This is a genomic window from Georgenia soli (assembly GCF_002563695.1).
Classification (GTDB): Bacteria; Actinomycetota; Actinomycetes; order Actinomycetales; family Actinomycetaceae; genus Georgenia; species Georgenia soli.
Window position 1 is genome coordinate 3,260,807 of record NZ_PDJI01000004.1, and the last position, 25,301, is coordinate 3,286,107.

The window sequence follows — 25,301 nt, forward strand, 5'->3', positions numbered from 1 at the left end:
CTCGTCCTCTGCCGGGCGGCCGACCCGGCGCAAGTCAGATCTCGGTGGGGTGCTGCATCCACCACTCTGTGAACGACGTGCATCGGCCGCTCCCGTCCAGGCGGAGGACCCAGAGATTGCTGTACGTCCGCGGCGGGTCGTCCCGGTAGTCGGTGGTTCCTTCGACGACGGCGACGTTGGACGTCACCACCACGGGGGTCCAGGCGAACGTGGTGCGTCCCGGTTCGTCGCTGTTGGCCAGCCAGTAGGCCACGATCGCGTCGCGACCTTCGACGGGGTCGGCGAAGGGCTCGGTGCGGTACTCGGCGTCCACGGTGAAGAGCGAGGCGATGTCGTCGGGGTCGTTGCTGTTCCAGGCGCGGATGTAGCCGTCGATCCATGACGCGAGCTCCTCGATGCGGGTGCGGCTCACCTCAGCCGCGTTCGTGTTCTCCTCAGCAGCACCCCCGTCACCGGTGCCGGTTGCGCCGGCACCGCGATCTGCGTGGTCGTGGGCTGAGTGAGCTGTGAGCGCGTCAATCACGGGTGGACCGTCGAGGTGCTCGGGGTCGTCCTTTGCTCGTCTCTGTCTGGGCATGACGCTTCCGATTCAGCGCTGGATGGGCAGCGAATCCGGGTTACCAGTGCCTGCCATTTTGCTGCTGGCAGGATCTCCTGCCAAGACACTGGCCGGGTCTTCTGCCAAGGCCAGGGAGGGCGGCACCTTGGCGCTCGAACGTTCGCTCGCTGCCGCCAACGGGTGAGCACGTCTGCTTCGCGTCAGATCTTTATTGCCCCTTGCACGGCGATTAATGTCCGGGCCGAACTGCGCCATCATTCGGGGTCCAATGATGCGGCACCGACACAGATGATTTCTGGAGAACGCGGTGCTGAAAGCCGACTCCCCGTTTTTTTCCCCTGTCGAGATTGCCCGCGAGGCAGGCGACAACGTCGTGAGCCAGTGGCACTTGCACGCGACAAGGCCCTTCTTATGCAGGAAGTATTCGCGGACTTTCAACTGCCAGTGCTTCCGATTCGTGGTTGTCCACAGGCTGCCGAGATGCCGACGTTTCCACAGCGTCTGATGGTCCACGGGCGGCAGGGGTGCCGGCGTTTCCGCGGGCGGTGGTGATGCACAGGTGGCCGGGCTGCCAGCGTTTCCACAAATTCCTCGGAATGGGCCGTCACGCCTTTACGTCCGAACAGGCGTTCGATAGCGTTGGTGGGAAGGAATTCGTTCCGGGACGGACCGCGGGGGGAGGGGTGGTGGGGATGTCGCTGGTGGAGGGGGCCGGGAGCCCGGCCGCGGCCGTGACCGTGGGGCTGGACCGGGTGCGGGAGATGGTGGAGGAGCTGGCCGGGATCGACCTGCACACCGTGCCGGGCGAGGTGACCCTGGGGGTGCTGGACCGGGTCGAGGAGGTCCGGCGCCGGCTGGAGGCGCTGAACGCGAAGGCGCTGGCCACGGTGGAGGCGGACGGGCTGTGGGCGCTGGACGGGGCGCGGTCGATGGCCGCGTGGTACCGCACCCGCACGGGGAAGCACCGGGCGTCGGCGGCGCGGGAGGTGCGCCAGGCGCGGGCGCTGCGCGACCACCTGCCCGCCACCGCGCAGGCGCTGGCCGCCGGGGAGATCTCCGCCGACCACGTCAGCGCCCTGGTGCGCCACACCACCGGCACCGACGCGCGGCGGGCCACGCTGCGGGACGAGGCGGTGGGGGAGGAGTTCCTGCTGGGCCACGCCCGGGAGCTGGACGCCTCGGCGTTCGCCACCGCGGTGGAGCACTGGGCCCAGCGCGCCGACCCCGACGCCGCGGACCGGGCCTACGTGGCCGAGTCCGGCCGGGAGGAGTTCTACCTCGCGGAGACCACCGAGGGGTACGTGCCCGGCGGGTGGCTCTCCCGCGCCAGCGGGCAGCTGGTGCTGACCGCGCTGGCCGCCCGCGGCGGGGTCCCCGCCCGGGACGACCGCCGGACCCCGCGCCAGCGCAACGCGGCCAACCTGACCGGGCTGGCCCGGCTCGGGCTGGACTCCGGGACCCTGCGCCCCGGGGCCCGGATCCGCCCGCACCTCTCCGTCCACGTCCCCTTCGACACCCTCCAGCGCCTGATCGCCGCGACCCGGCCCGCCCGCCGCCACCCCACCTGCCCCCTCCCCGACGCCCCTGCACCGACCGGGCACGACGCGGCCGGGCACGCCGGAGCCGCCGGGGCGGGACCGGCCGGGCACGCCGGAGCCGCGTTCGGCCTCCCCGCCCCTCCCGCCGCCGACGATCCGCGCCCCGCGGGCACGGACCGGGCCGCAGGCGCGGTCGCCGCCGGTGCCACGCACCCCGGCACGGCAGGACAGGGCGGGGGCGGGGTGTGCGGGTGCGGGCAGGACCTGCCCGAGGCCGTCATCACCGCCGACCTCGACCCCGCCGCCCTGACCGACCTCGCCCCGGCGACCCTGCCCAACGGCACCGCCCTGGCCCCGACCCTGCTGGCCCGCCTCGCCTGCGACGGCGGCTTCCACCGCGTCGTCTTCGGCCCCGACTCCGAGGCCCTGGACGTCGGCCGCGAGGAACGCCTCTTCACCACCGCCCAGACCCGCGCGATCATCGCCCGCGACAAGAACTGCCGCTACCCCGGCTGCGACGCCCCGCCCGGCGAGGGCGAGATCCACCACTCCATCTGGTGGCACGACCACCACGGCCGCACCGACACCAAGCTCGGCGTCCTGCTGTGCTGGCACCACCACGAACACGTCCACCAACGCCGCATCAGCATCGAACGCCGACACACCCGCTGGAAGTTCTACCGCCGCGACGGCACCGAGATCGAACACCCCCGACACACCACACCCCGACACTGAGGGCGCACCTCCTGTGGTTCAGGAGCAGCATCGCAGCGGCGCGGCAGCGCCCGTCGCGCCGAGGCGCCGGTCCGCAGGCGTTCCACACCGTACGGTTGCCCCGTGCACGACGTCCTCCCGCTGGCCCGGTCCACCGTCGATCCAGATGCCGTCTCCCGTCCGGTCGAGGGACTCGTCAGTCGCCTCGTGGCCGACGCCACGACCCAGGTCGTGCTCGTGCAGCGCGGGCTCGTGGCGACGCGCGGGTCGACCCTCGACCTGCGCTCACCCGCTGAGGTCCCGGGCAACGTGTGGGGCGCCGACAACGTCGTGTACCTCGGGCGCGACGACGACGGTGCCTACCTCGCCCTCACGCTCCCGGAGCACCTGGGAGAGGAGCGCGACCTCGACGGCGTGCCCGTCGTAGAGGACGCCGGCCTCGTGGACGTCGTGGCCACGCTCGACTTCCGCCACCTGCGAGACATCGGCGACGCACTGCCAGACAGGGACGCCGGCCTGGCGACCACGGCCGTCGCCGTCAGCGCCTGGCACGTCCGCCACCCCCGTTGCCCACGGTGCGGCGAGCCGACCGAGGTCATCGACGCGGGCTGGGTGCGCCGGTGCACCGCCGACGGATCGCTCCACTACCCGCGAACCGACCCCGCCGTGATCATGGCGATCACCGACAAGCACGACCGCATCCTCCTCGGGCACGCTGCCCACTGGCCGGCGCGGCGCTTCTCCACGCTCGCCGGCTACGTCGAACCTGGCGAGTCCATCGAGGCTGCCGTCGCCCGCGAGGTGATGGAGGAGGCGGGCCTTGAGGTCGGCTCGGTCGAGTTCGTCGCGTCGCAGCCCTGGCCGTTCCCTGCCTCGCTGATGCTCGGCTTCCGTGGACGCCTCGCGGACAGCTCGGACGGCCGGGTCAGGGTCGACGGCGTCGAGATCACCGAGGCCCGGTTCTTCACCCGCGGCGAGCTTGCCTCGGCGGCACGCACAGGAGAGGTGCTGCTCCCGATGCGGTCGTCCATCGCGCGGGCCCTCATCGAGGAGTGGTTCGGCGGTCCGCTGCCGACGCCGACCACAGCCTGAGCTTCACCTCTGGGCGGGTCACTCTCACCGAGCGCGACGCCGGTGAGAAGATCCGCGCGTGAACGAAAGCAGTCCGGAACTGGACGTGAAAGGCCACGACGTCCCGGTGCAGACCTCAGAGCCTGTCGTCGACCCGAGCCTCCGCGAGCAGTTCGCCCAGCTGGCGCCGGTCCTTGCCCTCGCTGTCCGCGTGCTGCGGCTGCCGTCCCTGCTGCTCGGGCTGCTTCCTGTGCTGCCGCTCGTGGTGCTGACCTGGCTCGCGTCGGGGTGGGACTCCCCAGCGCGGCAGATCGGTCTGGTGGTCGCAGCGCTGGGCGGTGCCGCCGTCGTCTTCTTCCTCGTTCGGCGCGCCCGCTACCTCCGGGCGACGCAGGACGTCGGCGCACTCGCCGAGGACCTCGTTGCCCTCACCGACCTCGCGGACCTCGACGCTGACCTGGGAGAGGCGCTCCGGTCCGTCATCGCGCGAGGCGGTCTACGCGTCATGTCGAGGATCCGTGGCTTCTGGAAGCTGGTCTCGTTCCCGTCACGCATCGACGACCACGTCGACTCGCTCCAGCGGCTCCGCTGGTTCCTGCCCCCGCTCATCGGCACAACCGTGACGCTCGTCCATCTGCAGATCGCCGTCGCCGTCGTGAGCTGGACACTCCTCGGCATCGCGGTTCCCGGGAGTCTGCTCGGCCTGCTGTGAACAGCGGGTCGCACGCCTGAACGCTCACGGAGCCGGAGACGGCAGCGGGCCCCGTGCACCGGCTCGGTGCGACAGGGCCCGCGGCGCCTGGTAGGGCGGGGGTGCTCAGCTCTTGAGGCGCTCGACGACGTCGGCCAGCGAGGGGTTCGTGGCAGCAGACCCGTCGGGGAAGACGACCGTCGGAACGACCTGGTTGCCGCCGTTGACCGACTCGACGAACGACGCGGACGTCTCGTCCTCCTCGATGTTCACCTCGTTGTAGGGGATGCCCTCACGGTCGAGCTGCGTCTTGAGCCGCCGGCAGTAGCCGCACCAGGTGGTGGAGTACATGGTGATGGTGCCGGCCTCGGGTGCCTGAGCCGTCATAGCTGCTCCTCTCGTCGTCGGGCGCCGCGGGCCCTTGTCGGTGTCGCAGGCCCCGCAGGGCCCTCGTCGTTCTCGTCGGGGCGCGGGACGCCCTCTGTTTCCGAGAACGTCCGGACCGTTCTGATTCTTCCCGCGGCCCCGAGACCCGGCGAGTGGGACCGCGCACGCGCATCGGACCATGGGCGGCGCGCAGGTACGCGGGACGGCCTCGCAGTGGGACCGCACACGTTGGGGACCGTGCGCCGTCAGTGTCGGCGGCGGCTGAGAGACTGGCCGGGATGAGTACGAGCACCGAAGAACTGCTGGACATGCTCGACGACGACCAGAGGGCCGTCGCCGAGCACCTCACCGGCCCCCTCTGCGTCCTTGCCGGCGCAGGGACCGGCAAGACCCGGGCCATCACCTACCGGATCGCGAACGGGGTGCTGTCCGGTGTGTACAACCCCCAGACGGTGCTCGCGGTGACGTTCACGGCTCGCGCCGCGGGGGAGATGCGGTCCCGCCTGCGCGACCTCGGCGTCGGCGGTGTCCAGGCACGCACCTTCCACGCGGCGGCCCTGAGGCAGCTCTCCTTCTTCTGGCCGACGGCGGTCGGCGGGCAGCTTCCGCGGATCGCGGAGCACAAGGCCTCGCTCGTCGCCGAGGCGTCGGGCCGGCTCGGCCTCGGCGCCGACCGCACCGCCATCCGTGACCTGTCCGGCGAGGTCGAGTGGGCGAAGGTCTCGCTCGTCACGGCCGACGACTACGCGGCCAAGGCGGCCCGAGCCGGCCGTGAGGCGGTCGCAGGTCACGACCACGCCACCATCGCCCGGCTCCTGAGCGTCTACGAGGACGTCAAGAACGAGCGCGGCGTCATCGACTTCGAGGACGTGCTGCTCCTCCTGGTCGGCATCCTGCTCGAGCGCGAGGACATCGCGGCCCAGGTCCGGACCCAGTACCGCCACTTCGTCGTCGACGAGTACCAGGACGTCTCCCCGCTCCAGCAGCGGCTGCTGGACCTCTGGCTCGGTGGTCGCCGCGAGCTCTGCGTCGTCGGCGACGTCTCCCAGACGATCTACTCCTTCACGGGTGCGACGCCGCGGTTCCTCACCGACTTCCCACGGCGGTTCGAGGGGGCGCCGGTGGTGCGCCTGGTCCGTGACTACCGGTCGACTCCGCAGGTGGTGGACCTCGCGAACAAGGTGCTCTCCCGGGCCGGGCGCCACCGCAACGCGGCCGCCGTCGAGCTCGTGGCTCAGCGGCCCTCCTCGGTGCCGGTGCGGTTCGAGACGTACGACGACGACCTCGCGGAGGCCCGCGGCGTCGCCGAGCGCATCGCGGCCCTGGAGAAGGAGGGAGTGCCGCTCAGCGAGATCGCCATCCTCTACCGCACCAACGGGCAGTCCGAGGCGCTCGAGCAGGCGCTCGCCGACGCCGGGATCGGCTACCTCGTGCGCGGCGGGGAGCGCTTCTTCTCCCGGCGCGAGGTGCGCGAGGCGATTGTGATGCTGCGCGGCGCCGTGCGCGCGAGCGCCGGGCAGCCGATGCCCGAGGCGGTCCGCGACGTGCTCTCGTCCGTCGGCTGGGCACCCGCCCCGCCCGCCGCGCGCGGGGCCGCGCGCGAGAGGTGGGAGTCCCTGAACTCGCTGGTGAGCCTGGCGGACGAGCTGCACCGGACGCGCGAGGCGGACATGGCCGGCCTGGTCGCGGAGCTGGACGAGCGCATGTCGGCGCAGCACGCACCCACCGTCTCAGGGGTCACGCTCGCGAGCCTCCATGCCGCCAAGGGGCTGGAGTGGGACGCCGTCTTCCTCGTCGGCGTCTCCGAGGGGCTGCTCCCCATCTCGCTCGCCGAGGGCGACGCCGCCGTGGAGGAGGAGCGCCGGCTGCTCTACGTGGGAGTCACCCGCGCACGTGAGCACCTTCAGCTCTCCTTCGCCCGCGCACGCACCGTGGGGGGCCGCGCCTCCCGCAAGCGGTCGCGCTTCCTCGACGGCATCTGGCCCGACGACGCAGCCGCCGCCCGCCGCGGCGGTCTCTCCCGTCGGGCCGCTGCCAGGTCGCGCACCGAGACGTTCTTCGAGGAGAACCCCGCCGACGCCGAGCTCTTCGAGCGGCTCCGGTCGTGGCGCGGCCAGGTGGCGAAGGCGATCAGCAAGCGGGCCTACACGGTGCTCCACGACACCACGCTGCAGGCGATCGCGACCGCGAAGCCGAAGGACCTGCGCCAGCTGGCGGTCCTCCGGGGCATCGGCGCGACGAAGCTCGAGGCGTACGGCGGGCAGGTTCTCGCCGTCGTCCGGGGCGAGGACGTGGACGTCCAGGAGTGGCTCGCGCGCTGACGCCTGTCTCCCCCTGGGCGCCCGACGTCACTCCTCCTGAAGGATGAGTCCGCGCCCGAAAAGATCCCCCACAAAAAGGATTGCCCGCCCGAGACGGGCGGGTCTAGGCTCCTTGCTGTCCGAATCGACCGGATCCCGCCTAGCCAGCACAAGGGGTCCCCGCAGCCGAGGGAGGTGCCTGGAAGTGATCAAGAACGTCATCGCCGTGATCGCCGTCAGCCTGATGGCGTCCACGTTCGTCGTGCCCGGGCAGAAGTCTGCCCTCGGCACCGACCCGGCCGTGGCGCGTCGTCGCGCCCGGCTCCTCGGCACCACCCTGGGGATCAGCACCCGGACGTAGCTCACCACCTGAGCTGCCTGCTCCGGCCGCGATCCCGATCGGGACCGCGGCCGTCGTCGTAGATGACGTCCCGTGGCCCCAAGCCCCGGACACAGAACGACCCAACAGGAGCAGCTGTGCAGCTCACGGCTCTACTCGACCAGATCAGCCAGGGATCATCCGTCTCCTGGCCCGCGACCCCGGCCAGGTCCACCGCAGCACCCTTCGTCGGTGAGGCCGGCTGGGGAGTTCTCTCCACCCCTTCCAGCACGGGCGCGGCCGCGACCCCGTGCCAGTCCGCCGAGGACTCCGACCTGTGGTTCGCCGAGCGCACGGCCGACGTGGAGATGGCGAAGGCCCTGTGCCGGGAGTGCCCGGTGCGCGAGGCGTGCCTGGCCGGTGCGCTCCAGCGTCAGGAGCCCTGGGGCGTCTGGGGTGGCGAGGTGTTCGTCGACGGGGTCGTCGTCGCCCGTAAGCGTGGCCGGGGTCGTCCGCGGAAGGACGAGGCGGCCGCGTGAGCGCCGACGGCGACACTCCCCGGTGACCTGCCGGCGATCGGGCGGGACCTCGCGCCCCGTCCGGCCGCCGGCCACGTGCAGTCGTGCGGGTGGGCGTCGGCGAGACCTCGCGCCCCGTCCGGCCGCCGGCCACGTGCAGTCGTGCGGGTCGGCGGTCGGCGGGGCCTCGCGCCTGTCCGGCCGCTGACCACCTGCACTCGTGCGGGTCTGCGTGCGAGCCTGCCCACTGCGGACCGAGCGTGCCCCCTCTAGGACGTGCCGATGGCGGCGAGCTCCCGCTCCTCGGTCGAGGGCTCTCGCTCGGTGGAGGAAGCGCCGGCGGCGCCCGGACGCGATGGCGCCGGCTGCGGCCGGGCGATGTCCTCCTGACCCACCCCCGAGCACCCGCAGGCGGGATGCACGGTCCAGGGGCGGACCAGCGGCAGAGGGCTCAGCCCACCTACCTCGATGCTCGTCCCGTCCGCCACGAGCTCACGTCCGTCCACCTGCGCCAGGACCTGGTTCGCCGCGACGGCGGAGCCGAGCTGCGCGAGGTGGCTCGACACGGGAGGGGAGGGCGAGGCCCGCAGCTGCGTCGCGAGCGCCGGCCATGCCGGGTCCGCGTCCGTGCGGTGCAGGTCGAGGCAGCGGGTGCAGGGACTGCGGCCGGGAACCACGAGCGGGCCCACGGCCACGTCCACGTCCCCCGCGACGACCGGCAGATGAACGACGTCCTCGCGCAGCAGCGGCAGGAGCTTCACGGGATCTGCCACCCCGGCGGAGACCGCGACGACGACGTCAGGGCGCGTACCGGTGGGTGCATCGGTCCGGAGCTGCGGGAACAGCGACCGCAGCTGTGCCTCGGAGCGCTCCCGCCGCCGTCCGCCGACGTCGCGCGGGTGGTAGGGCCCGACGTCCCGCTCCCGCACGGCGGAGTCGTCCTCGAGCAGGATCGTCCCGATGCCTGCCTCGGCGAGATGCGTGGCGATGCGCATCCCTACCTGGCCCAGCCCGACGACGGCTACCGTGGCCGACGCGCGGCGTGCCATGAGGCCGGCGCCGTCACCGTCGGGGAGGAGGCGGGACCAGTAGGCCTCGTCCGGCGACTCCGCGGACCCCGGAGGGCGCGTGCGAGGGGCCGGGTCGAGCACCCCGGACCTCTCGAGCAGCGTGACCAGCTCGCGCACCCGTGCCACCGGCACCCCGGACGTCCGGCCCACCCGTACCAGGTCCGCCTCCGTCGGGTCGTGCCGCAGGTAGTCGAGGACGTTCTGCTCGCCCGGCGTGAGGTTCTCCAGGACGACGGCGCACCTCGGGTCGACACCTACCTGGCTCTCGCCCTTGCGCCGCCACAGCACTCGCAGTCCCGGACGTAGCCGCATCTCGCCCTCCGTCGTCGCCAGTTGGTGCGACGGACTCTGGCACGGTCAGCCCCGACCTCGCGCGGTCCATCCACAGGCTCGGGACCGGAGAGACACACGACCGGCGGCCGCCACCCAGAGGGCGGCGGACGGCCGGTGCCCGAGACATCTGCTCGAGCCGTCTGCTCAGTCGAGCCGTCTGCTCAGCGAGCCGGCTGATCGCCCTCGTCCGTGGGGTCGTCGGTCTCCGGATCCACGTCCGTGCCCGGCGTGTCAGTACCCGGCCTGTCCATACCAGGCGTCTCCGAGCCCGGCGCGTCCGTACCGGGCGTCTCCGAGCCAGGCGCACCGGCGGCCTCGGGGAGCGTGCCCCCCAGCAGGGCGGCGAGCGCCGCGTCGACGTCCTCCTCGGCGGCCCGGGCGGCACGCCGGGTGGCGACGAAGCTCTTCGGGTCGTCCAGCTCCTCCGGCGTCGGCATGAGGTCAGGGTGCGACCACAGCGCGTCCCGCTCGGCGGTGCCGCGCTCCGCGCCCAGGGACGCCCACAGCGTCGCTGCCTCCCGGAGGCGACGCGGTCGCAGCTCGAGGCCGACGAGCGTGGCGAACGTCTGCTCGGCCGGTCCGCCGGTCGCCCGGCGTCGGCGCAGCATCTCGCGCAGGGGGACGGCGTGCGGCAGGTGCGGCGCGACCGCCTGGGCGGTGACCTCCTCCACCCAGCCCTCGACGAGCGCGAGGGCGGTCTCCAGCCGGACGAGCGCGGCCTTCTGCGCGGGGGACTGCTCGAGGGCGAACACGCCACCCGAGAACGCCTCCCGCAGCTGCTCCGGGTCGGTGGGGTCGATCCCGCGGACCGCCTCCTCCATCGCCTCGGTGTCGATCGTGATCTCCCGGGCGTACGCCTCGACGATGCCCAGCAGGTGCGCCCGCAGCCACGGCACGTGGGCGAAGAGCCGCGCGTGCGCGACCTCGCGCACCGCGAGGAAGAGGCGGACCTCCTCGGCGGGCGCGTCGAGCCCCTCGGTGAAGTCGGCGACGTTGGCCGGGACAAGCGCCGTCGCCGGCTCCTCCACCAGCGGCAGGCCGGTGTCCGCGGGGCCGAACGCCTCCCGCGCGAGCGTCCCCACCGCCTGCCCGACCTGCATGCCGAACACGGCGCCGCCGAGCTGGCGCAGCATGCCCTCGACGGGGCCCATCTGCGACGCCATCGCCCGGAACTCCGGCGGCAGGTGCTCGGCCTGGGCCTCGATGGTCTCGACGAGCGCCTGCGAGACCGACGTCGCGACCGGCTCGGAGAGCCGCTTCCAGGTGGGCAGCGTGCGCTCGACCCAGTCCGCGCGGCTCCACGCCTCGTACCGGCCGCCGGCGGGCCCCAGGTCCGTCGCGGCGTCCAGCCACAGGTCTGCCACGGACAGCGCCGACCTGACTCGCTCCGCCTCGGCGGCGGTGACCGACGGGTCGCCGCCCGTGTGCGCCGTCTGCCGGGCGAGGTCGTGGGCGAGGCGCCAGTTCACCGGATCGCCGCCGCCGGAGGCGAGCAGCTGCTGCATCTGCCCGATCATCATCATCAGCTGGTTGCGGTCCGCGGGCAGGCCGGCCGCGCGCGACATCGCCTCGGGGTCGAGGCCGGAGGCACGCATGGCTCGCATGGCCTCCTCGGCGGCCTCGGGCCCCATCATCGAGCGCAGCAGCTCCTCCCAGCTGTGGGGCTCGCCGCCCTCGGGGCGGGTGGGGTCCTGGCTCATGGCAGCTCCTGACGGTGGTGGGCCTCCACGGTAACCGGCAGCGGCGAGCGTCTGCAGCGGCGGCGCCGGAGGCCACGCGGTGGTTCGCTCACGGCGCAGCGCGCCGCGCCGCGGACGGCTCGGGGCAAGCCGAGAAGACGACCCACAACACCTTGAGCAGGCTTCCTCGGCGGCCCGCCCAGGGGACATCCAGCATCGTGCGGCATGATGACCCGGTGAACGAGCAGGACGCCGGCCGGGCCGGGCACGACCGACGACCCACGCCCGACCAGCCCGCCGACGGCACCCCGCAGCCCGCCGGCGACACGGCGCTCCTCGACCCGCACGGTCCCGACGACGAGCCCCAGGTCTCCCGCCGTGCGGTGACGATGGTGCTCTCGGGGGCCCTGCTCTCGGCCATGCTCCTCGTCATCATGCTGGTGCCGCTGCCCTATGCGGTCCAGCGACCGGGCCCGACGGTCAACACCCTCGGCAAGGTCGACGGGAAGCCGCTCATCGAGGTCGACGGCGCGAAGACGTACCCGACCTCGGGCGAGCTGCGGCTCACCACCGTCTCGGTGGTGGGAGGTCCCGGGTACCCCGTGACAGCTGCCGACGTCCTGGCCGGCTGGCTGGCCGAGGACGAGGTCGTGCTCCCGGTGGAGGCTGTCTTCCCCGACGGCACCACGCGAGAGCAGATCGACGAACAGTCGACGGCGCAGATGACCTCCTCGCAGGACAACGCCACCGTCGCCGCCCTCCAGGAGCTGGGTTACGACGTCCCGATGGTCCTGACGGTGAGCGGCGTCGCCCCCGGGTCCGGGGCGGACGGCGTCGTGGAGCGCGGCGACGTCATCTCCTCCATCCAGCCCGAGGGGGAGGAGCGGACGCAGATCAGGAGCTTCTCCGACCTCTCCGCAGTCCTCGCCCGTACACCCGCCGGCACACAGGTGACGCTCGGGGTCGTGCGCGACGGCAGCGAGACCGACCTGAGCTTCGCCACCATGGGCCACCCGGACACCGCCCTGGGGCCGGCCGAGACGCCGCCCGGCTCCCTGCTGGGGGTGCTGCTCGACCCGCAGGTCGAGATGCCCGTCGACGTCGACTTCGACATCGAGAACATCGGCGGCCCGAGCGCGGGCACGATGTTCGCGCTGGGCATCATCGACACCCTGACGCCCGGCGAGATGACGGGCGGGGAGAAGATCGCCGGCACCGGCACGATGGACCTCGCCGGGCACGTCGGGCCCATCGGCGGCATCCGGCAGAAGCTCGTCGGCGCGCAGCGGGCGGGCGCGGACTGGTTCCTCGCGCCCGAGGGCAACTGCAGCGAGGTGGTCGGCCACGTCCCCGACGGGCTGCGCGTCGTGCGGGTCGGCACGCTGGGCGAGGCGCGTCACGCGGTGGACGCCATCGCGGCCGGCGACGGCGGGTCGATGCCGACGTGCGAGGCCTCCGCCCGCTGACCCGCGAGGCCGCCGCCGGCTGACGGGGCCGCGCCGTCACGCCCGCCGTCGAGGGGGGGCTCCGGTACCGGCCTCGCCCGCCGTCAGGCGAACGTGGCGCGGAGCGCCTCCACCAGACCCGGCACGGCGTCCGGAGACCCGGCGACCGCGTCGTCGAAGTCGTGGCTGCGGCTGCGCAGCGCGCACCACGACTCCCCGGTGCGCAGGACCCCCGCGGCCATCCGGACGTCCTGCCGGTCCGGGTGCGCCATGAGGTACTCGACGGCCGCCTCCGGGTCCCGCGGCATGTCCTGCTCCGCCTCGGGCGGGACCACCATGCGCTCGACGACGATGGCGGCGCCGTCGACCTCCTCCGGCCAGGCGAGCTGACCGAGCAGCTCCTCGATGGTCGACGCCTCGGGCAGCCCGTCCTGCTCGATGCTCGTCAGGTGCTCGGGATCCTCCTGGGCCGCGCGCACCGCCTCCGGCGGCAGCTCATCGGCGAGCGACGGCGTGGCGGCGACGGCGCCTGCCGTGCGGACCAGCGCGAACACGAACACCGGCGCGTCCCAGCCGAGGGTGGCGACGTGCCGCTCGATGTCGTCCACGGCCAGGCGTAGCGCGCGCTCGCGGGCGGTGGGGGAGGTGGGGCCGGGCTGCTCGTCGCTCATGCCGGACATCATTGCGCGAGCAGGGGACAGGAGCGAAAGCCCGCGAGCAGGGGACAGGAGCGAAAGCCCGCGGGCAGGGGGCCGGAGCGAAAGCCGAGAGCCCGACGGCTCGGGCCGCCAGGGGCCGCCGCGAACGGACCGTTTGTCCTTGTGGGAGGCAGGTGTGGGAACCTTGGACAGGGCCCCGGCGTTGTGCGTATGGCACGTGGATGCCTCCGGGCCCGCCAGGGCAAGGCCCACCACGCAAGACAGTTGCACGACCTACCCGAAGGTGCTCAGTGACGTTCGCATCCGCCCCCCGTCGTCCCGGTCCGGACTCGGCCCCTCGCCGCCGCGGCGCCTTCGTACCGACACTTGTCGTGCTGGCCGTGCTGGCCGCCGCGGTCATGGCCTTCGCCCAGGTCTGGACCGAGGTCCAGTGGTACAGCCACCTCGGCTTCACGGACGTCCTCGTCCGTGAGTGGGTCACCCGCGCCATCCTGTTCGTCATCGGGTTCGCCGTCATGGCGGCGGCGGTGTGGCTCAACCTCCACCTCGCCTACTCGCGCCGGCAGATCTACCCGCCGACGACGCCGGAGGAGCGCAACCTCGACCGCTACCGCGAGAGCATCGAGCCCCTGCGCCGGCTCATCATGATCGGGGCGCCGGTGGTGCTCGGGCTCTTCGCCGGCTCCTCCCTCAGCGGCATGTGGCGTCCGGTCCTGACGCTCCTGAACCAGGAGAGCTTCGGCAAGAACGACCCGCAGTTCGGTCTGGACATCTCGTTCTTCGTCTTCACGCTCCCGGTCGTGCGGTCGATCGTCTCCTTCCTCATGACGGTCGTCTTCCTCTCCGCCGTGGCCGCCCTCATCACCCACTACCTCTACGGCGGGATCTCCCTCGCGCCGCGCCAGCAGAAGGTCTCCCCGGCCGCCCGGGTCCACCTCTCCGTGCTGGCCGCGATCTTCGTCGCGCTCATCGCCGTGAGCTACTGGCTGGACCGGTACTCGATGCTGGTGGGCGAGAACGACCGTTTCTCCGGCGCCTCCTACACGGACATCCACGCCACCCTGCCCGCCAAGGCGATCCTTGCCGGGATCGCGCTCGTCGTCGTCGTCCTCTTCGTCGTCTCCGCCTTCCGCGGCTCCTGGACCCTGCCGGTCGCCGGCATCGCGGTCATGATCGTCTCCGCGCTGGTGGTCGGCACCGCCTACCCGGCCATCGTCCAGCGGTTCCAGGTGGAGCCGAACGCCCAGACGGTCGAGCAGCCCTTCATCCAGCGCAACATCGACGCCACGCTCGCCGCCTACGGCCTGGACGACATCGATGTCGAGACGTACTCGGCCACCACCGAGGCCGAGGCCGGCCAGCTGCGGAAGGACAGCCAGTCCACCGCGTCCATCCGGCTCCTGGACCCGAACATCGTCTCCCCGACGTTCAACCAGCTGCAGCAGAACCGCCAGTACTACGGGTTCCCCAAGGCGCTGTCGGTGGACCGGTACGAGATCAACGGCGAGAAGCGCGACACGGTGATCGCCGTCCGCGAGCTCAACCAGGACGGGCTCGGCGCCGACCAGCGCACCTGGATCAACGACCACACGGTCTACACCCACGGGTTCGGTGTGGTGGCCGCCTACGGCAACACGACGAGCTCCGACGGGCGGCCCGCCTTCTTCCAGCAGGGCATCCCGAGCGTCGGTGAGCTCGGCGACTACGAGCCGCGGGTCTACTTCGGTCAGAACAGCCCGGACTACTCGATCGTCGGCGCCCCCGAGGGCACCGACCCCTGGGAGCTCGACTACCCGGACGACGACGCCCCGAACAGTGCCGTCAACAACACCTACACCGGCGACGGCGGCCCGTCCGTGGGCTCGTTCTTCGACAAGCTGCTCTACGCGCTGAAGTTCGGCGACATGCAGATCCTGTTCTCGGACCGCGTCACCCCGGAGTCGCAGATCCTGTTCGACCGCGACCCGCACAAGCGTGTGGCCAAGGTGGCCCCGTACCTCACGCTCGACAACCGTGCCTACCCCGCGGTGGTCGACATGGACGGCAACCCGGACACCCCGAAGCAGCTGGTCTGGATCGTCGACGGCTACACCACGACGAACGACTACCCCTACTCGGCGCGCGAGTCGCTCGAGGAGGCGACGACCGACTCCGTCGTCGACGCCAACGGGCAGCCCGTCACCGTCGGCGCCATGCCGGAGAAGGTCAACTACATCCGCAACTCGGTCAAGGCCGTGGTGAACGCGTACGACGGCGACGTCACCCTCTTCGAGTGGGACGACCAGGACCCGGTCCTGAAGACGTGGGAGAACATCTTCCCGGGTCACATCACGCCGATGTCGGAGATCAGCGGTGACCTCATGAGCCACCTGCGCTACCCGGAGGACCTCTTCAAGGTCCAGCGCACGCTGCTCACCGAGTACCACGTCACGGACGCGGCCTCGTTCTACTCCGGCTCCAACTTCTGGAACATCCCGACCGACCCCACGGTCGCCACGGGCGTCCAGCAGCCGCCGTTCTACCTGACCATGCAGATGCCCGGGCAGGAGGACGCCCGGTTCTCGCTCACCTCGAGCTTCATCCCCGGTGGTAACACCGACCGCAACATCCTCACGGGGTTCCTCGCCGTGGACTCCGAGACGGGTGACACCGCCGGGAAGGTGCGCGAGGGCTACGGCAAGATGCGCCTCCTGGAGCTCCCGTCCGACGTGACCGTTCCCGGCCCCGGGCAGGTGCAGAACAACTTCAACTCCAACCCGGCCGTCAACACCGAGCTGAACCTGCTGCGGCAGGGCAACTCGACCGTCCAGCTCGGCAACCTGCTGACCCTCCCGGTCGGTGGTGGCCTGCTGTACGTCCAGCCGGTGTACGTGCAGTCCGCCGCGGGCACGTCGTACCCGTTGCTCCAGCGCGTGCTCGTCGCCTTCGGTGACGAGATCGGCTTCGCCTCCACGCTGGACGAGGCGCTCGACGCCGTGTTCGGCGGCGACTCCGGGGCCACGGCCGGCGACGCCGGCGTCCAGCCGAGCGACCAGCCGACCGACGGCGGCGACCAGCCCGGCGGGACCGCGCAGGTGCCGGCCGCCGCGCAGCAGCGCCTGACCGATGCGCTCGGCAAGGCTCAGCAGGCGCTCAGCGACAGCAACTCCGCGATGTCGCAGGGTGACTGGGCCGCCTACGGCGAGGCTCAGAAGCGGCTCAGCTCGGCGATCTCGGACGCCATGGCGGCCGAGGCGGAGATCGCCAAGGCGGGCGGCGAGGTGCCTGACGGCGCGGCCACCCCGGCACCGAGCGACGGCGCCACCGAGCAGTCCACCGGCAACTGAGCACATCCGGAAGGGGCCGTCCGCAGCAGCGGGCGGCCCCTTCGTCGTCCTCGGACACGGGGCGTCGGGGACTCGGGGCTGGGGGTGTCGGGGACTCGGGGCTGGGGGTGTCGGGGACGGGCTCGGGCGCCTGGGGGCTCGGGGCCCTGTGGCTCGGGCCCTCGGGGCCTGCGGCCCTCAGGGCCCCCGGGGTCCTCGGAGCCTCGGGGCCCGGGGACTCTTGGGACTCACGGGTACCGGGGGGCGGGTCGGGAGGGTCCGCGCGTCACGGCGACATGACGCAGGGCTGACACGCTGCGGTCGGGCCGGCAAGGTGCGGTCCGGCGTGGCACCTGGGGGCGCCCGAGATGCGCCTGCATCTCGCTGTGACCGAGGGCACGCTCGGACGATTTGCCCCGAAGGTTCACGGCGACGTAACCTAAACATGTCGACGCGGGGTGGAGCAGTTCGGTAGCTCGCCGGGCTCATAACCCGGAGGTCGCAGGTTCAAATCCTGCCCCCGCTACCACGAAGTAGTTGACCAGAAGGCCCGTACGCCACGCGTACGGGCCTTCTGTACATTCGGTCAGGATCTGGCCCGCCGGTCTGTCGGGCGCGGACGTCTCCGCCCGCACCGTCTCCGCCGAGAGGCTTCCCTCCTAACCGCTGCTCCCTGCTGCTCGGCCGCCGGCGCCGCTCGCCGCAGCTTGGCCGGTGCCGCTGGCCGCCGCTCGGCCGCCGGCGCCGCTCGCCGCAGCTCGGCAGGCGCCGTCGTAAGAGGAGATGGTGGCGGACCTCGAGGGGGAGACGTGACTCACGCGGGAATGTCCCGCCCTGCCATTGAGTTGAACTGTCAACTACTTGTACCGTGGAAACGCAGCCGACCGAACCAGGGAGACACATGAACGCCAGCACCTTCACGCAGCCGGCCCCCGTCAGCAACCGTCCGGCGGAGGAGCTCCTCCCCGCCGCGACCGCGATGGGCACCGTGACCCTGCTCGTCGGAGACCTGGACCTCATGACGCGCTACTACCGCGACTACGTCATGCTCACCGTCCTGCGCGCCGAGGGCAACGAGGTCGCGCTCGGCCGCAACGGCCTCGAGATCGTCGTGCTCCGCCACGACCCGAGCCTCCCGGCCGGCTCCCCGCGCAGCGCGGGCCTGTTCCACACCGCCATCCTCTTCGAGGACCGGGCGTCGCTGGCCACGGTCCTCGCCTCGCTCGCGGTGCACGCCCCGGGCACCTACGTCGGCTCGGGCGACCACGACGTCTCTGAGGCGTTCTACTTCACCGACCCCGAGGGCAACGGCATCGAGCTGTACTACGACCGCCCGCGCAGCACCTGGGAGTGGGTCGGCGGGCAGGTGAAGATGGGGACCAAGTGGCTCGACCCCAACCGCTTCCTCGCAGAGAACCTCACGGACTCCGCGAAGGAGCTCATCGCCACCAAGGACAAGCCGGAGACCGGTGCGGCGGACCTCGCGGGCGCCCTCCTCGGCCACGTCCACCTGCAGGTCGGCGACGTCCCCACCGCGCGCGAGTTCTACGTCGACAAGCTCGGTTTCGAGGAGACGACGTCGCTGGGCAACCAGGCCCTGTTCGTCTCCGCCGGCGGCTACCACCACCACATGGCGATGAACACCTGGAACAGCGCCGGTGCGGGTCCCCGTGTGCCGGCTCTCGGTCTGGGCGTCGTGGACATCGTCCTGCCCACCACCGAGCAGGTGGCCGCGGTCAACGCCCGCCTCGCCGGACAGGGCGTGGCCACCCGCCACGACGGCGCGGTGCTGCGGGTCAACGACCCGTGGAACAACCTCATCGAGATCCGCGCCGCCGCCTGAGCTGCGCGCGCCGGCTCAGCCGGCGTAGACGATCTCCACGCGGCGGTTGGCCGCACGGGTCGACGGGTCGTCGGCGTCCTCCTGGACCGCCGGCCGGGTGTCGGCGAACCCGGCGACCTCGAGGACCAGGTCCGGGCGTACCCGGCGGAGCACGTCGGCGACCGCGGTGGCGCGGTCCGTCGAGAGCTGCTGGTTGTCCACGGCGCCGCGGACCGAGTCCGTGTGCCCACCGACGGTGACCGACGCGCCGTCAGGGATGTCCGAGATCAGCGCGGCGATCCGTTCTGCGGCGTTCGGCGGGACGTCGGCGCTGTCCGGGGTGAAGAGGATGTCGGTCGCGAGGCTGATCGTGGTCTCGCCGCCGTCGTTCTCGACCGTCTCGAGCGGGCGCACGGACCCTCTCGGGTCCCAGACGTGGACCGAGCCGCTGGGGTCCCACACATGGACCGAGCCGCTGGGGTCCCACACCCGCACCGATGCCGCGAGCTGCTCCGCCGTCGGCTCGGGGAGGTCCTCCGGCCCGCTCGGGGCCGCGTCCGCGGCAGGCGCCAGCACGACGGCGGACGCGACGAGTGCGGCCGCGCCGACGGCGGCCGCGACGGCGACCGTCGCCGGTGTGCCGGAGGCTGTGGCGCGGCGGGCGCTCATCGGGTGATCGGGACGTCGGTGAACTCCGGGAGCTCGTCGAGCACGCGGACGTCCACGGTGTCGATGTCGTCCTGCGGGGCCGCGTAGACGCCCCACCAGACCATCGGTTCCCCGTTGGTGACCTTGGTGTAGACGTTGTCCGAGGTCCATTCCGTCGGGCCGCCGCCCACGATGTCGTACTCCTTGAGGTGCTCCCGGTCGACGAGCATCGGCGCGAAGCGACCGGCATGACCGACGATGTCGTGGACGCTCACCGCCTCCGTGTCGCTCACCGAGGAGAACTCCGGTGTGAGGACGAGCCGGAGCGTCATGACGTCCCCGTCGACGACGAGCGAGTGCACCCCGATGGTGGCGGTGTCCTCGCTGCCGGGAACGGTGTAGGCCTGCTCCACCAGGACGTCGGCGGGGTCGACGTCCGCCACGCCGGCGCTCGTGCCGCCGGCCGAGTCCTCACCGCCGCCTCCGGCGGAGGGGTCCTGCCCCGCCTTGCTGACCCCCTCCTTGCCGGCGCTCGTCCCCGACGTGCCCGCGGCGGTGTCACCCCCGCCGCTCGCCGAGCACGAGGTCAGCAGGGCCACCACCACAGCGGTGGCGACGGCGATCGGGGCGCGGCGCTTCATGAGCTTCTCCTTCGGACGAGGTGGCGCGGACATTATCGGACACCGCCCGAAGGTTGGGGTTCCTGCCCGAAAGACGGCCAGGAACGGCCGCGAACGGCCGGGTCAGGCCTCAGGCCTCGGCGCCGGGCTGCCGGTCCTGGCGACGGAAGGTGGTGAAGCGGTACCGCAGGCCCGTGGCCGACACGTGCCAGCCGCGGTCCGGGTCGGCCGAGGCGACCGCCCACCGGCGGTCGTCCACCGCGGGCGCCCGGGTGTCGCCGTCGACGGCGAGGTCGATGTCCGTGACGACCAGGACGTCGGCGCGGGGGAGCGCCTCGGCGTACACCTGCCCGCCACCGATGACCCAGACGTCGCCCCCGCCCGCCAGCTCCAGGGCGTCGTCGAGGCCGGAGGCCCGCTCGGCGCCGTCGAGGGTGAGGTCGGCCCGGTGGGAGAGGACGATGTTCCGCCGGCCGGGCAGCGGTCGGTACCGCGGGTCGAGGGAGTCCCAGGTGGCTCGTCCCATGACCACGGTCGCGCCCGCCGTCGTGGTGCGGAAGTGCCTGAGGTCCTCCGGCAGGTGCCACGGCATCGTGCCACCCGCGCCGATGACGCGGTCGTGGGCCTGCGCCCAGATCAGCCCGAGCACTAGACGGCGACCGGGGCCTTGATGGCCGGGTGGTGCTGGTAGCCGAGCACCTCGACGTCGTCGAAGCCGTACTCGAACAACGACGGCGCCTGCCGCAGCTTCAGGGTGGGGAAGGGGTACGGCTCGCGCGAGAGCTGCTCGCGCACCTGCTCGACGTGGTTGTCGTAGATGTGGCAGTCGCCGCCCGTCCAGATGAAGTCGCCCACCTCGAGGCCGGCCTGCTGGGCGACCATGTGCGTGAGCAGGGCGTAGGAGGCGATGTTGAAGGGCACGCCGAGGAGGAGGTCGGCGCTGCGCTGGTAGAGCTGGCAGGAGAGCCGGCCGTCGGCCACGTAGAACTGGAAGAAGGCGTGGCAGGGCATCAGCGCCATCTTGTCCAGGTCGGCCACGTTCCAGGCGGAGACGATGATCCGGCGGGAGTCCGGGTTGGTGCGCAACGTGTCGAGCACCTGCTGGAGCTGGTCGATGTGCCCGCCGTCGGGGGTGGGCCAGGTCCGCCACTGCACGCCGTAGACCGGGCCGAGCTCGCCGTCCTCGGCCGCCCACTCGTTCCAGATCCGGATGCCGTGGTCCTGGAGCCACCGGACGTTGGAGTCGCCGCGCAGGAACCACAGCAGCTCGCCGACCACCGAGTGCAGGTGCACCTTCTTCGTGGTCACCAGGGGGAAGCCCTGGGTGAGGTCGAACCGCATCTGGTGGCCGAACACGCTGCGCGTCCCCGTGCCGGTTCGGTCGGCCTTGGGGGTGCCGTGCTCGAGGACGTGGCGCAGGAGGTCCTCGTACGCGGTGCTGACCGTCCGGCCGGCGCGCTCGGCGCCTGTCGGCGCCGCCGGGGCGATGGTGTGCTGGTCCGGGCTGGCGGCGGGGGACTGGGTCATCCGTGCATCTTAGGCGGAGGCGAGCCGCGGCGCGGCTGACGCCCGCGCCGGTGGCGCGGGCGTCGTCGGGGTCGTCAGGAGCTCGTCCCGGACGGCTCCTGCTCGATCGTGCGGTGCTCGCCCTGCTCGATCGTGCGGTGCGACTCCTCGCGGGCCACGGTGATCTTGCGGGGGCGTGCCTCCTCGGCGAGCGGGAGCGTCAGCGTGAGCACGCCGTCGGAGTAGGCGGCGTCGACGTTGTCGACGTCGACGTGCTGGCCCAGCGTGAGCTGGCGGGCGAACGTGCCGACCGGCCGCTCCCGGGAGAGCCACTGGACGTCGTCCTCGGCCATGGCCGCGCGCTCGGCCCTGATGGTCAGCGTGCGGTCCTCGACGTCGATGTCGATCGACTCGGGCCGGACGCCCGGCAGGTCGATCCTCGCGACGAACTGGTGCCCCTGGCGGTACAGGTCCATCGGCATCGGGCTGGCCGTCGGGACCTGGCGCAGAGCGGTGTCCAGCCACCGGTCGAGCTCACGGAACGGATCGGAACGAAGAACCATCTCCATCACCTCCACTGGTGCACCGGCCCCGGCTCCGAGGCCGGTCGAACTGTCTGACCTGTGTGCCTGCCCGGCCGCGCGGCCGGGCAGGACGCTGTAGAAGAACTCAGGCGGACGCGCTGTCCTTCTGCCCGACGGCGGCCTGCTGGTCGCCCGAGGCGTGGCTCACCTGGATCTTGCGCGGCCTGGCCTCCTCGGCCACCGGGATCGTCAGCTGCAGCACGCCGTCGGAGTACGACGCCTCGATGCGGTCGAGGGCCAGGCCGTTGCCCAGCGAGAGCTGGCGGGCGAACGTGCCGGTTGGGCGCTCGTGCGAGAGCCACTGGACGTCGTCCTCGACGGCGGAGCGACGCTCGGCCCGCACCGTCAGCGTGCGGTCCTCGACATCGATGTCGATCGACGACGGGTCGACGCCGGGCAGGTCCATCAGCGCCACGAACTTCTCGCCGCGGCGAAAGAGGTCGAGCGGCATCCCGGGCGAGGACGGGACCTGGCGCATCGCGTTGGTGAGCCAGCGGTCCATGTCGCGGAACGGGTCGTAACGGTTAGCCATGGGTCCACCTCCACGTGTTCGGTCCGGACGGTCCGGATCGTCCCGACCGAGCTCCGGCCGGTGCTTCATTTTTAGCACTCGCCCCAGCCGAGTGCTAACGCTGATCGCTCACGGCGAAAACCTGAGCGCCAGAGACTCAACATTGCACGTCGTCCCAGGTCACAGCCGTGAGACGACCGACGACTGGGCCTGGCCGAAGCGGCCGTCGCGGTCCCCGTCGCAGCCGTCGACGCCCGTCCAGGTCTCGCGACCATCGCGACCAGGCCGTTCTCGAACGACCGTCCTGCCGGTCCTCCTCTCCCGCGCCGCCCAGGTGGTTCAAGCATTCCTATGGCTATCGGGGCGTTCGTGGCGCATCCTTGGCAGGACGAAGGAGTCGCCATGAGGATTCTTGTCACGGCGGCCAGCCGCCACGGGGCGACCGCAGGTATCGCAGCGGCGCTCGGCGACCGGCTCGCAAGCCTGGGGCACGACGTCGACCTGCGCCCGCCCGAGGAGGTCGTGGACGTGGGCGAGGCGGAGGCCGTCGTCCTCGGCAGCGCCGTCTACGCCGGCCTGTGGCTCAAGGCGGCCAGGGAGGCCGTCGACCGGCTGGCGCCGCAGCTGCGGCTCAGACCCACCTGGCTCTTCTCGTCGGGTCCTCTCGGCGACCCGCCCGTCACGGGCCAGGAGCCCGACGTCGCGGGCTACGTCGAGGCGACCGGCGCCCTGGAGCATCGCACGTTCCCCGGCGCGCTCGACCTGTGCCGGCTGATGTACAGCGAGCGGCTCATGGTGCGGGCCCTGCACGCCCCGGTGGGCGACTTCCGCGACCTGCGCGCCGTCGAGGCGTGGGCGGACCACATCCACGCCCAGCTGGGGCGCCGGCCGCGGACGGCGGCAGGGCAGCGGACGGCCCGGCCGCGCACCGGCGGGGTGGCGGCGGCCTGACGCCTGCGCCCGCCCTCGGTCGGCTGCGGCGCCCTCGGTCAGCGGCCGAGCGCGTCGATCGCCGAGACCTCGTCGTCGGTCAGCCGCAGGTCGACGGCGGCGAGGTTGGCCTCGAGCCGTTCCCGGCGGACCGACTTCGGGATGACCACGAATCCCCGCCGGAGGTGCCAGGCGAGGACCACCTGCTGCGGCGTGGCGCCGTGCGCCCGGGCGACCCGGTCGAGCACAGGGTCTGCCATGTCTGTGCGTTTGAAGGCGCTGTAGCCCTCGAGGAGGACACCTCGGCGCTCCAGCTCCGCCACCAGCGCCGGGTCATGGTCCGAGGGGCTCCACGGGATCTGGTCGATCGCCGGGGTGACGCCGGTGGCCTGCGTGAGCTCGTCGATCAGCTCCGGGGAGTAGTTGGAGACGCCGATCGACGCCGCACGGCCGGCCTCGCGGGCGGCCACGAGGCGCTCCCACATGCGCAGGCTCCCCGACTCGCCGTGGGGCGGCCAGTGCACGAGCCACAGGTCCACCCGCTCGAGACCGAGCTGGCGCAGCGACTCCTCGAGCGTCTCGTCCTCACGCCCGAGCCTGTCGGGCGGGCACTTGGTGGTGACGAAGACCTCGTCCCGGACGCCGGAGTCGGCCAGGGCGCGGCCGATGTCCGCCTCGTTGCCGTACATCGTGGCCGTGTCGACGTGCCGGTACCCGAGGTCCAGCGCCGTGCGGACGGCGCGGTACACCTCGTCGCCACGTGCCTGCCACGTGCCCAGCCCCAGCAGCGGGATCGTCGCGGAGCCGTCGCGGGCGGCGATCGGCGCCGTCGGCACGGCGCTCACAGCGAGTCCCCGAACGTCGCGGGCGCGGGACCGAAGGCGTCGGTCGTCCCCTCCACGACGTTCCGCGCGATCCTCCTCGTGCCGGTGTACCCGATGACGACGCCGACGCCGAACGGCGCGAGGCGGCCCAGCACCAGCGCCCCGCCGCGGGCGGCGCCGTACCGGACCAGGCGCCGGGTGAGCGCCTTGTTGACGGCCTTGACGGTGCCGATCGGCAGCTTGGTGATCGCGGCCTTCGCCCAGTACAGGGTGCCCAGGCCCAGCTGACCGGAGATGGCCTCCGCGCCCTCCTCGCCGAGGAGAGCCGCCATCAGGAGGGTGCGCCGTCGTTCGAGGTCGTCCACGGCGACACCGTGGACCGACGCCACCGCCATGACGTAGCGCGCCGAGGCCGAGAGGAAGGCGACGGTCTGGACCGTGGTCAGTCCGAGGGCACTGACGGTCCCCACCCCCGGGACGGTGGCGACGGAGCCGACCGCCGCACCGAGGAGCGCGGCGCGGCGGAGGTACCGCTTCTCGAGGCGTTGGAGCAGGGCGGCCGGGGTCAGCTCGGGGTCCTCGCGGCGGAGCTCGTGGACGAGGTCGTCGGCACGGGACGCGCGCCTGACACCGAGGTCCACGAAGCGCTCGACCAGTCCGTGGCGGGCGGCCTCCTGCTCGTCGGCGGTCGTCCCGACGGCGACGTCCGTGGTGGGCGGCTCGGCCTCGTGGCGCCGGTGGCGCAGGGCGCTCATCCGGCCACCTCGTCGGTGAAGATGATCGTGTGGGGTGCACCCGCGTCCAGCGTCCGCCCCACGGTGCACTGCCGCTCGATGGCGAGCTCGGCACGCTCGAGCGTCCTCGTCCGGGTGCTCTCGTCCAGGCCGGAGAGGTCTGTGACGATCTCGACGGTCAGCGAGCTGTAGCGGTTCTCCTCCTGGTTCTTCTCGTTCGCCACCCCGATGACGGCGGCGAACTCGGCCCCGAGCGCGTGCGAGAGGCGGTGGTCCGCCGAGAGCCCGCTGCACGTGGCCAGCGCCAGCTGCAGCAGCTCGCCCGGGGTGAACTCACCCTCGCCGTCGCCCACGCGCACCTCCGCGCCGCGCGCGTTCCGTCCGGCGTACGCGCGCGTCCCGGTCCGCTCGGCCCACAGCGCCCGGGTGGGGGGTTCCTCCGTCGTGTCCGCGGATCCCGCGGTGTCCAGCTCGACCTCGCTCATGAGGACGATCGTGGCACGGCGGTGCGCCCGTCGCCCGCCGCGACGCCTC

The 25,301-nt window shown here is 72.4% G+C and carries 25 protein-coding genes and 1 tRNA gene; 11 read left to right on the top strand and 15 right to left on the bottom strand.

Annotated features, from left to right (window positions below; genetic code table 11):
- Nucleotides 1–34: 34 nt before the first annotated feature.
- Both ATJ97_RS16055 and ATJ97_RS19560 read right to left on the bottom strand, forming a co-directional pair.
- A complete protein-coding gene (locus ATJ97_RS16055) occupies nucleotides 35–412 on the bottom strand; it encodes a nuclear transport factor 2 family protein (protein WP_245862634.1) in 378 nt (125 codons plus the stop codon).
- A gap of 177 nt (nucleotides 413–589) precedes the next feature.
- Nucleotides 590–1,072, bottom strand: coding sequence for a hypothetical protein (locus ATJ97_RS19560; protein ID WP_143427048.1), 483 nt, complete (start codon nucleotides 1,070–1,072; stop codon nucleotides 590–592).
- Nucleotides 1,073–1,251: 179 nt separating this feature from the next.
- Here ATJ97_RS19560 and ATJ97_RS16060 point away from each other — a divergent pair, with 179 nt between their 5' ends.
- From ATJ97_RS16060 to ATJ97_RS16070, 3 genes are all read left to right on the top strand, one after another.
- Entirely contained in the window at nucleotides 1,252–2,832 is a 1,581-nt protein-coding gene (locus tag ATJ97_RS16060) for an HNH endonuclease signature motif containing protein (RefSeq protein ID WP_170037505.1), read from the top strand.
- Between the two features lie 102 nt (nucleotides 2,833–2,934).
- Complete coding sequence (nudC, locus tag ATJ97_RS16065; protein ID WP_098484598.1) at nucleotides 2,935–3,903, top strand: NAD(+) diphosphatase; 969 nt, start codon at nucleotides 2,935–2,937, stop codon at nucleotides 3,901–3,903.
- 106 nt (nucleotides 3,904–4,009) lie between these two features.
- A complete protein-coding gene (locus ATJ97_RS16070; protein WP_098484599.1) occupies nucleotides 4,010–4,594 on the top strand; it encodes a hypothetical protein in 585 nt (194 codons plus the stop codon).
- Nucleotides 4,595–4,699: 105 nt separating this feature from the next.
- Here the strand turns inward: ATJ97_RS16070 and ATJ97_RS16075 are convergent, their stop codons facing one another.
- Nucleotides 4,700–4,960: a mycoredoxin gene (locus ATJ97_RS16075; protein ID WP_098484600.1), complete on the bottom strand. Its 261-nt coding sequence runs from the start codon at nucleotides 4,958–4,960 to the stop codon at nucleotides 4,700–4,702.
- Between the two features lie 278 nt (nucleotides 4,961–5,238).
- Here ATJ97_RS16075 and ATJ97_RS16080 point away from each other — a divergent pair, with 278 nt between their 5' ends.
- The 3 genes from ATJ97_RS16080 to ATJ97_RS20600 all read left to right on the top strand — a co-directional run bounded on the left by ATJ97_RS16080 (nucleotide 5,239) and on the right by ATJ97_RS20600 (nucleotide 8,118).
- Nucleotides 5,239–7,281 (top strand): ATP-dependent DNA helicase UvrD2, encoded by a 2,043-nt coding sequence (locus ATJ97_RS16080; protein WP_098484601.1) that lies wholly within the window; start codon nucleotides 5,239–5,241, stop codon nucleotides 7,279–7,281.
- A gap of 184 nt (nucleotides 7,282–7,465) precedes the next feature.
- Nucleotides 7,466–7,621: a hypothetical protein gene (locus tag ATJ97_RS19885; protein ID WP_170037508.1), complete on the top strand. Its 156-nt coding sequence runs from the start codon at nucleotides 7,466–7,468 to the stop codon at nucleotides 7,619–7,621.
- A 116-nt stretch (nucleotides 7,622–7,737) separates the two neighbouring features.
- On the top strand, nucleotides 7,738–8,118 hold the full coding sequence (locus tag ATJ97_RS20600; RefSeq protein WP_281254971.1) for a WhiB family transcriptional regulator: 381 nt from the start codon (nucleotides 7,738–7,740) through the stop codon (nucleotides 8,116–8,118).
- Between the two features lie 248 nt (nucleotides 8,119–8,366).
- Here ATJ97_RS20600 and ATJ97_RS16090 read toward each other — a convergent pair whose 3' ends face one another.
- Together ATJ97_RS16090 and ATJ97_RS16095 are read right to left on the bottom strand one after the other, a co-directional pair.
- Nucleotides 8,367–9,479: a ThiF family adenylyltransferase gene (locus ATJ97_RS16090; RefSeq protein ID WP_143427049.1), complete on the bottom strand. Its 1,113-nt coding sequence runs from the start codon at nucleotides 9,477–9,479 to the stop codon at nucleotides 8,367–8,369.
- Nucleotides 9,480–9,661: 182 nt separating this feature from the next.
- Nucleotides 9,662–11,200 (bottom strand): zinc-dependent metalloprotease, encoded by a 1,539-nt coding sequence (locus ATJ97_RS16095; protein ID WP_098484604.1) that lies wholly within the window; start codon nucleotides 11,198–11,200, stop codon nucleotides 9,662–9,664.
- Between the two features lie 215 nt (nucleotides 11,201–11,415).
- Here ATJ97_RS16095 and ATJ97_RS16100 point away from each other — a divergent pair, with 215 nt between their 5' ends.
- Nucleotides 11,416–12,645 carry a YlbL family protein gene (locus tag ATJ97_RS16100; protein ID WP_245862638.1) on the top strand — a complete coding sequence of 410 codons (1,230 nt, stop codon included), beginning with the start codon at nucleotides 11,416–11,418 and terminating at the stop codon, nucleotides 12,643–12,645.
- An 83-nt stretch (nucleotides 12,646–12,728) separates the two neighbouring features.
- On the opposite strand, the gene ATJ97_RS16105 is transcribed toward ATJ97_RS16100, so the two are convergent.
- Nucleotides 12,729–13,295 (bottom strand): PPA1309 family protein, encoded by a 567-nt coding sequence (locus ATJ97_RS16105; protein ID WP_211287268.1) that lies wholly within the window; start codon nucleotides 13,293–13,295, stop codon nucleotides 12,729–12,731.
- A 278-nt stretch (nucleotides 13,296–13,573) separates the two neighbouring features.
- Between ATJ97_RS16105 and ATJ97_RS16110 the strand changes: the two genes are divergently transcribed.
- The 3 genes from ATJ97_RS16110 to ATJ97_RS16120 all read left to right on the top strand — a co-directional run bounded on the left by ATJ97_RS16110 (nucleotide 13,574) and on the right by ATJ97_RS16120 (nucleotide 18,431).
- On the top strand, nucleotides 13,574–16,609 hold the full coding sequence (locus ATJ97_RS16110; RefSeq protein WP_245862642.1) for a UPF0182 family membrane protein: 3,036 nt from the start codon (nucleotides 13,574–13,576) through the stop codon (nucleotides 16,607–16,609).
- A gap of 431 nt (nucleotides 16,610–17,040) precedes the next feature.
- A tRNA-Met gene (locus tag ATJ97_RS16115) sits at nucleotides 17,041–17,117 on the top strand.
- 372 nt (nucleotides 17,118–17,489) lie between these two features.
- Nucleotides 17,490–18,431 (top strand): VOC family protein, encoded by a 942-nt coding sequence (locus ATJ97_RS16120; protein WP_245862644.1) that lies wholly within the window; start codon nucleotides 17,490–17,492, stop codon nucleotides 18,429–18,431.
- A gap of 15 nt (nucleotides 18,432–18,446) precedes the next feature.
- On the opposite strand, the gene ATJ97_RS16125 is transcribed toward ATJ97_RS16120, so the two are convergent.
- The 6 genes from ATJ97_RS16125 to ATJ97_RS16145 form a co-directional block, all read right to left on the bottom strand.
- Nucleotides 18,447–19,079, bottom strand: a complete 633-nt coding sequence (locus ATJ97_RS16125; RefSeq protein ID WP_170037511.1) for an OmpA family protein — start codon at nucleotides 19,077–19,079, stop codon at nucleotides 18,447–18,449.
- A complete protein-coding gene (locus ATJ97_RS19890; protein ID WP_170037514.1) occupies nucleotides 19,076–19,699 on the bottom strand; it encodes a hypothetical protein in 624 nt (207 codons plus the stop codon). The genes ATJ97_RS16125 and ATJ97_RS19890 overlap by 4 nt, the downstream gene beginning before the upstream one ends.
- A 109-nt stretch (nucleotides 19,700–19,808) precedes the next feature.
- Nucleotides 19,809–20,327 (bottom strand): dihydrofolate reductase, encoded by a 519-nt coding sequence (locus ATJ97_RS16130; protein WP_098484608.1) that lies wholly within the window; start codon nucleotides 20,325–20,327, stop codon nucleotides 19,809–19,811.
- Complete coding sequence (locus tag ATJ97_RS16135) at nucleotides 20,327–21,205, bottom strand: thymidylate synthase (RefSeq protein ID WP_098484609.1); 879 nt, start codon at nucleotides 21,203–21,205, stop codon at nucleotides 20,327–20,329. Before ATJ97_RS16135 ends, ATJ97_RS16130 begins: the two co-directional genes overlap by 1 nt.
- Nucleotides 21,206–21,279: 74 nt before the next feature.
- Nucleotides 21,280–21,747 carry an Hsp20/alpha crystallin family protein gene (locus tag ATJ97_RS16140; protein WP_098485545.1) on the bottom strand — a complete coding sequence of 156 codons (468 nt, stop codon included), beginning with the start codon at nucleotides 21,745–21,747 and terminating at the stop codon, nucleotides 21,280–21,282.
- Nucleotides 21,748–21,853: 106 nt separating this feature from the next.
- Nucleotides 21,854–22,300, bottom strand: a complete 447-nt coding sequence (locus tag ATJ97_RS16145; RefSeq protein ID WP_098484610.1) for an Hsp20/alpha crystallin family protein — start codon at nucleotides 22,298–22,300, stop codon at nucleotides 21,854–21,856.
- Nucleotides 22,301–22,681: 381 nt separating this feature from the next.
- Here ATJ97_RS16145 and ATJ97_RS16150 point away from each other — a divergent pair, with 381 nt between their 5' ends.
- Entirely contained in the window at nucleotides 22,682–23,230 is a 549-nt protein-coding gene (locus tag ATJ97_RS16150) for a flavodoxin domain-containing protein (protein WP_170037517.1), read from the top strand.
- A 38-nt stretch (nucleotides 23,231–23,268) separates the two neighbouring features.
- On the opposite strand, the gene ATJ97_RS16155 is transcribed toward ATJ97_RS16150, so the two are convergent.
- The 3 genes from ATJ97_RS16155 to ATJ97_RS16165 are packed head-to-tail and all read right to left on the bottom strand — an operon-like array spanning nucleotide 23,269 to nucleotide 25,252.
- Nucleotides 23,269–24,054 carry an aldo/keto reductase gene (locus ATJ97_RS16155; protein ID WP_245862648.1) on the bottom strand — a complete coding sequence of 262 codons (786 nt, stop codon included), beginning with the start codon at nucleotides 24,052–24,054 and terminating at the stop codon, nucleotides 23,269–23,271.
- Nucleotides 24,051–24,788 (bottom strand): hypothetical protein, encoded by a 738-nt coding sequence (locus ATJ97_RS16160; protein ID WP_098484612.1) that lies wholly within the window; start codon nucleotides 24,786–24,788, stop codon nucleotides 24,051–24,053. Before ATJ97_RS16160 ends, ATJ97_RS16155 begins: the two co-directional genes overlap by 4 nt.
- Nucleotides 24,785–25,252 carry an OsmC family protein gene (locus ATJ97_RS16165; protein ID WP_098484613.1) on the bottom strand — a complete coding sequence of 156 codons (468 nt, stop codon included), beginning with the start codon at nucleotides 25,250–25,252 and terminating at the stop codon, nucleotides 24,785–24,787. The genes ATJ97_RS16160 and ATJ97_RS16165 overlap by 4 nt, the downstream gene beginning before the upstream one ends.
- Nucleotides 25,253–25,301: the final 49 nt, after the last annotated feature.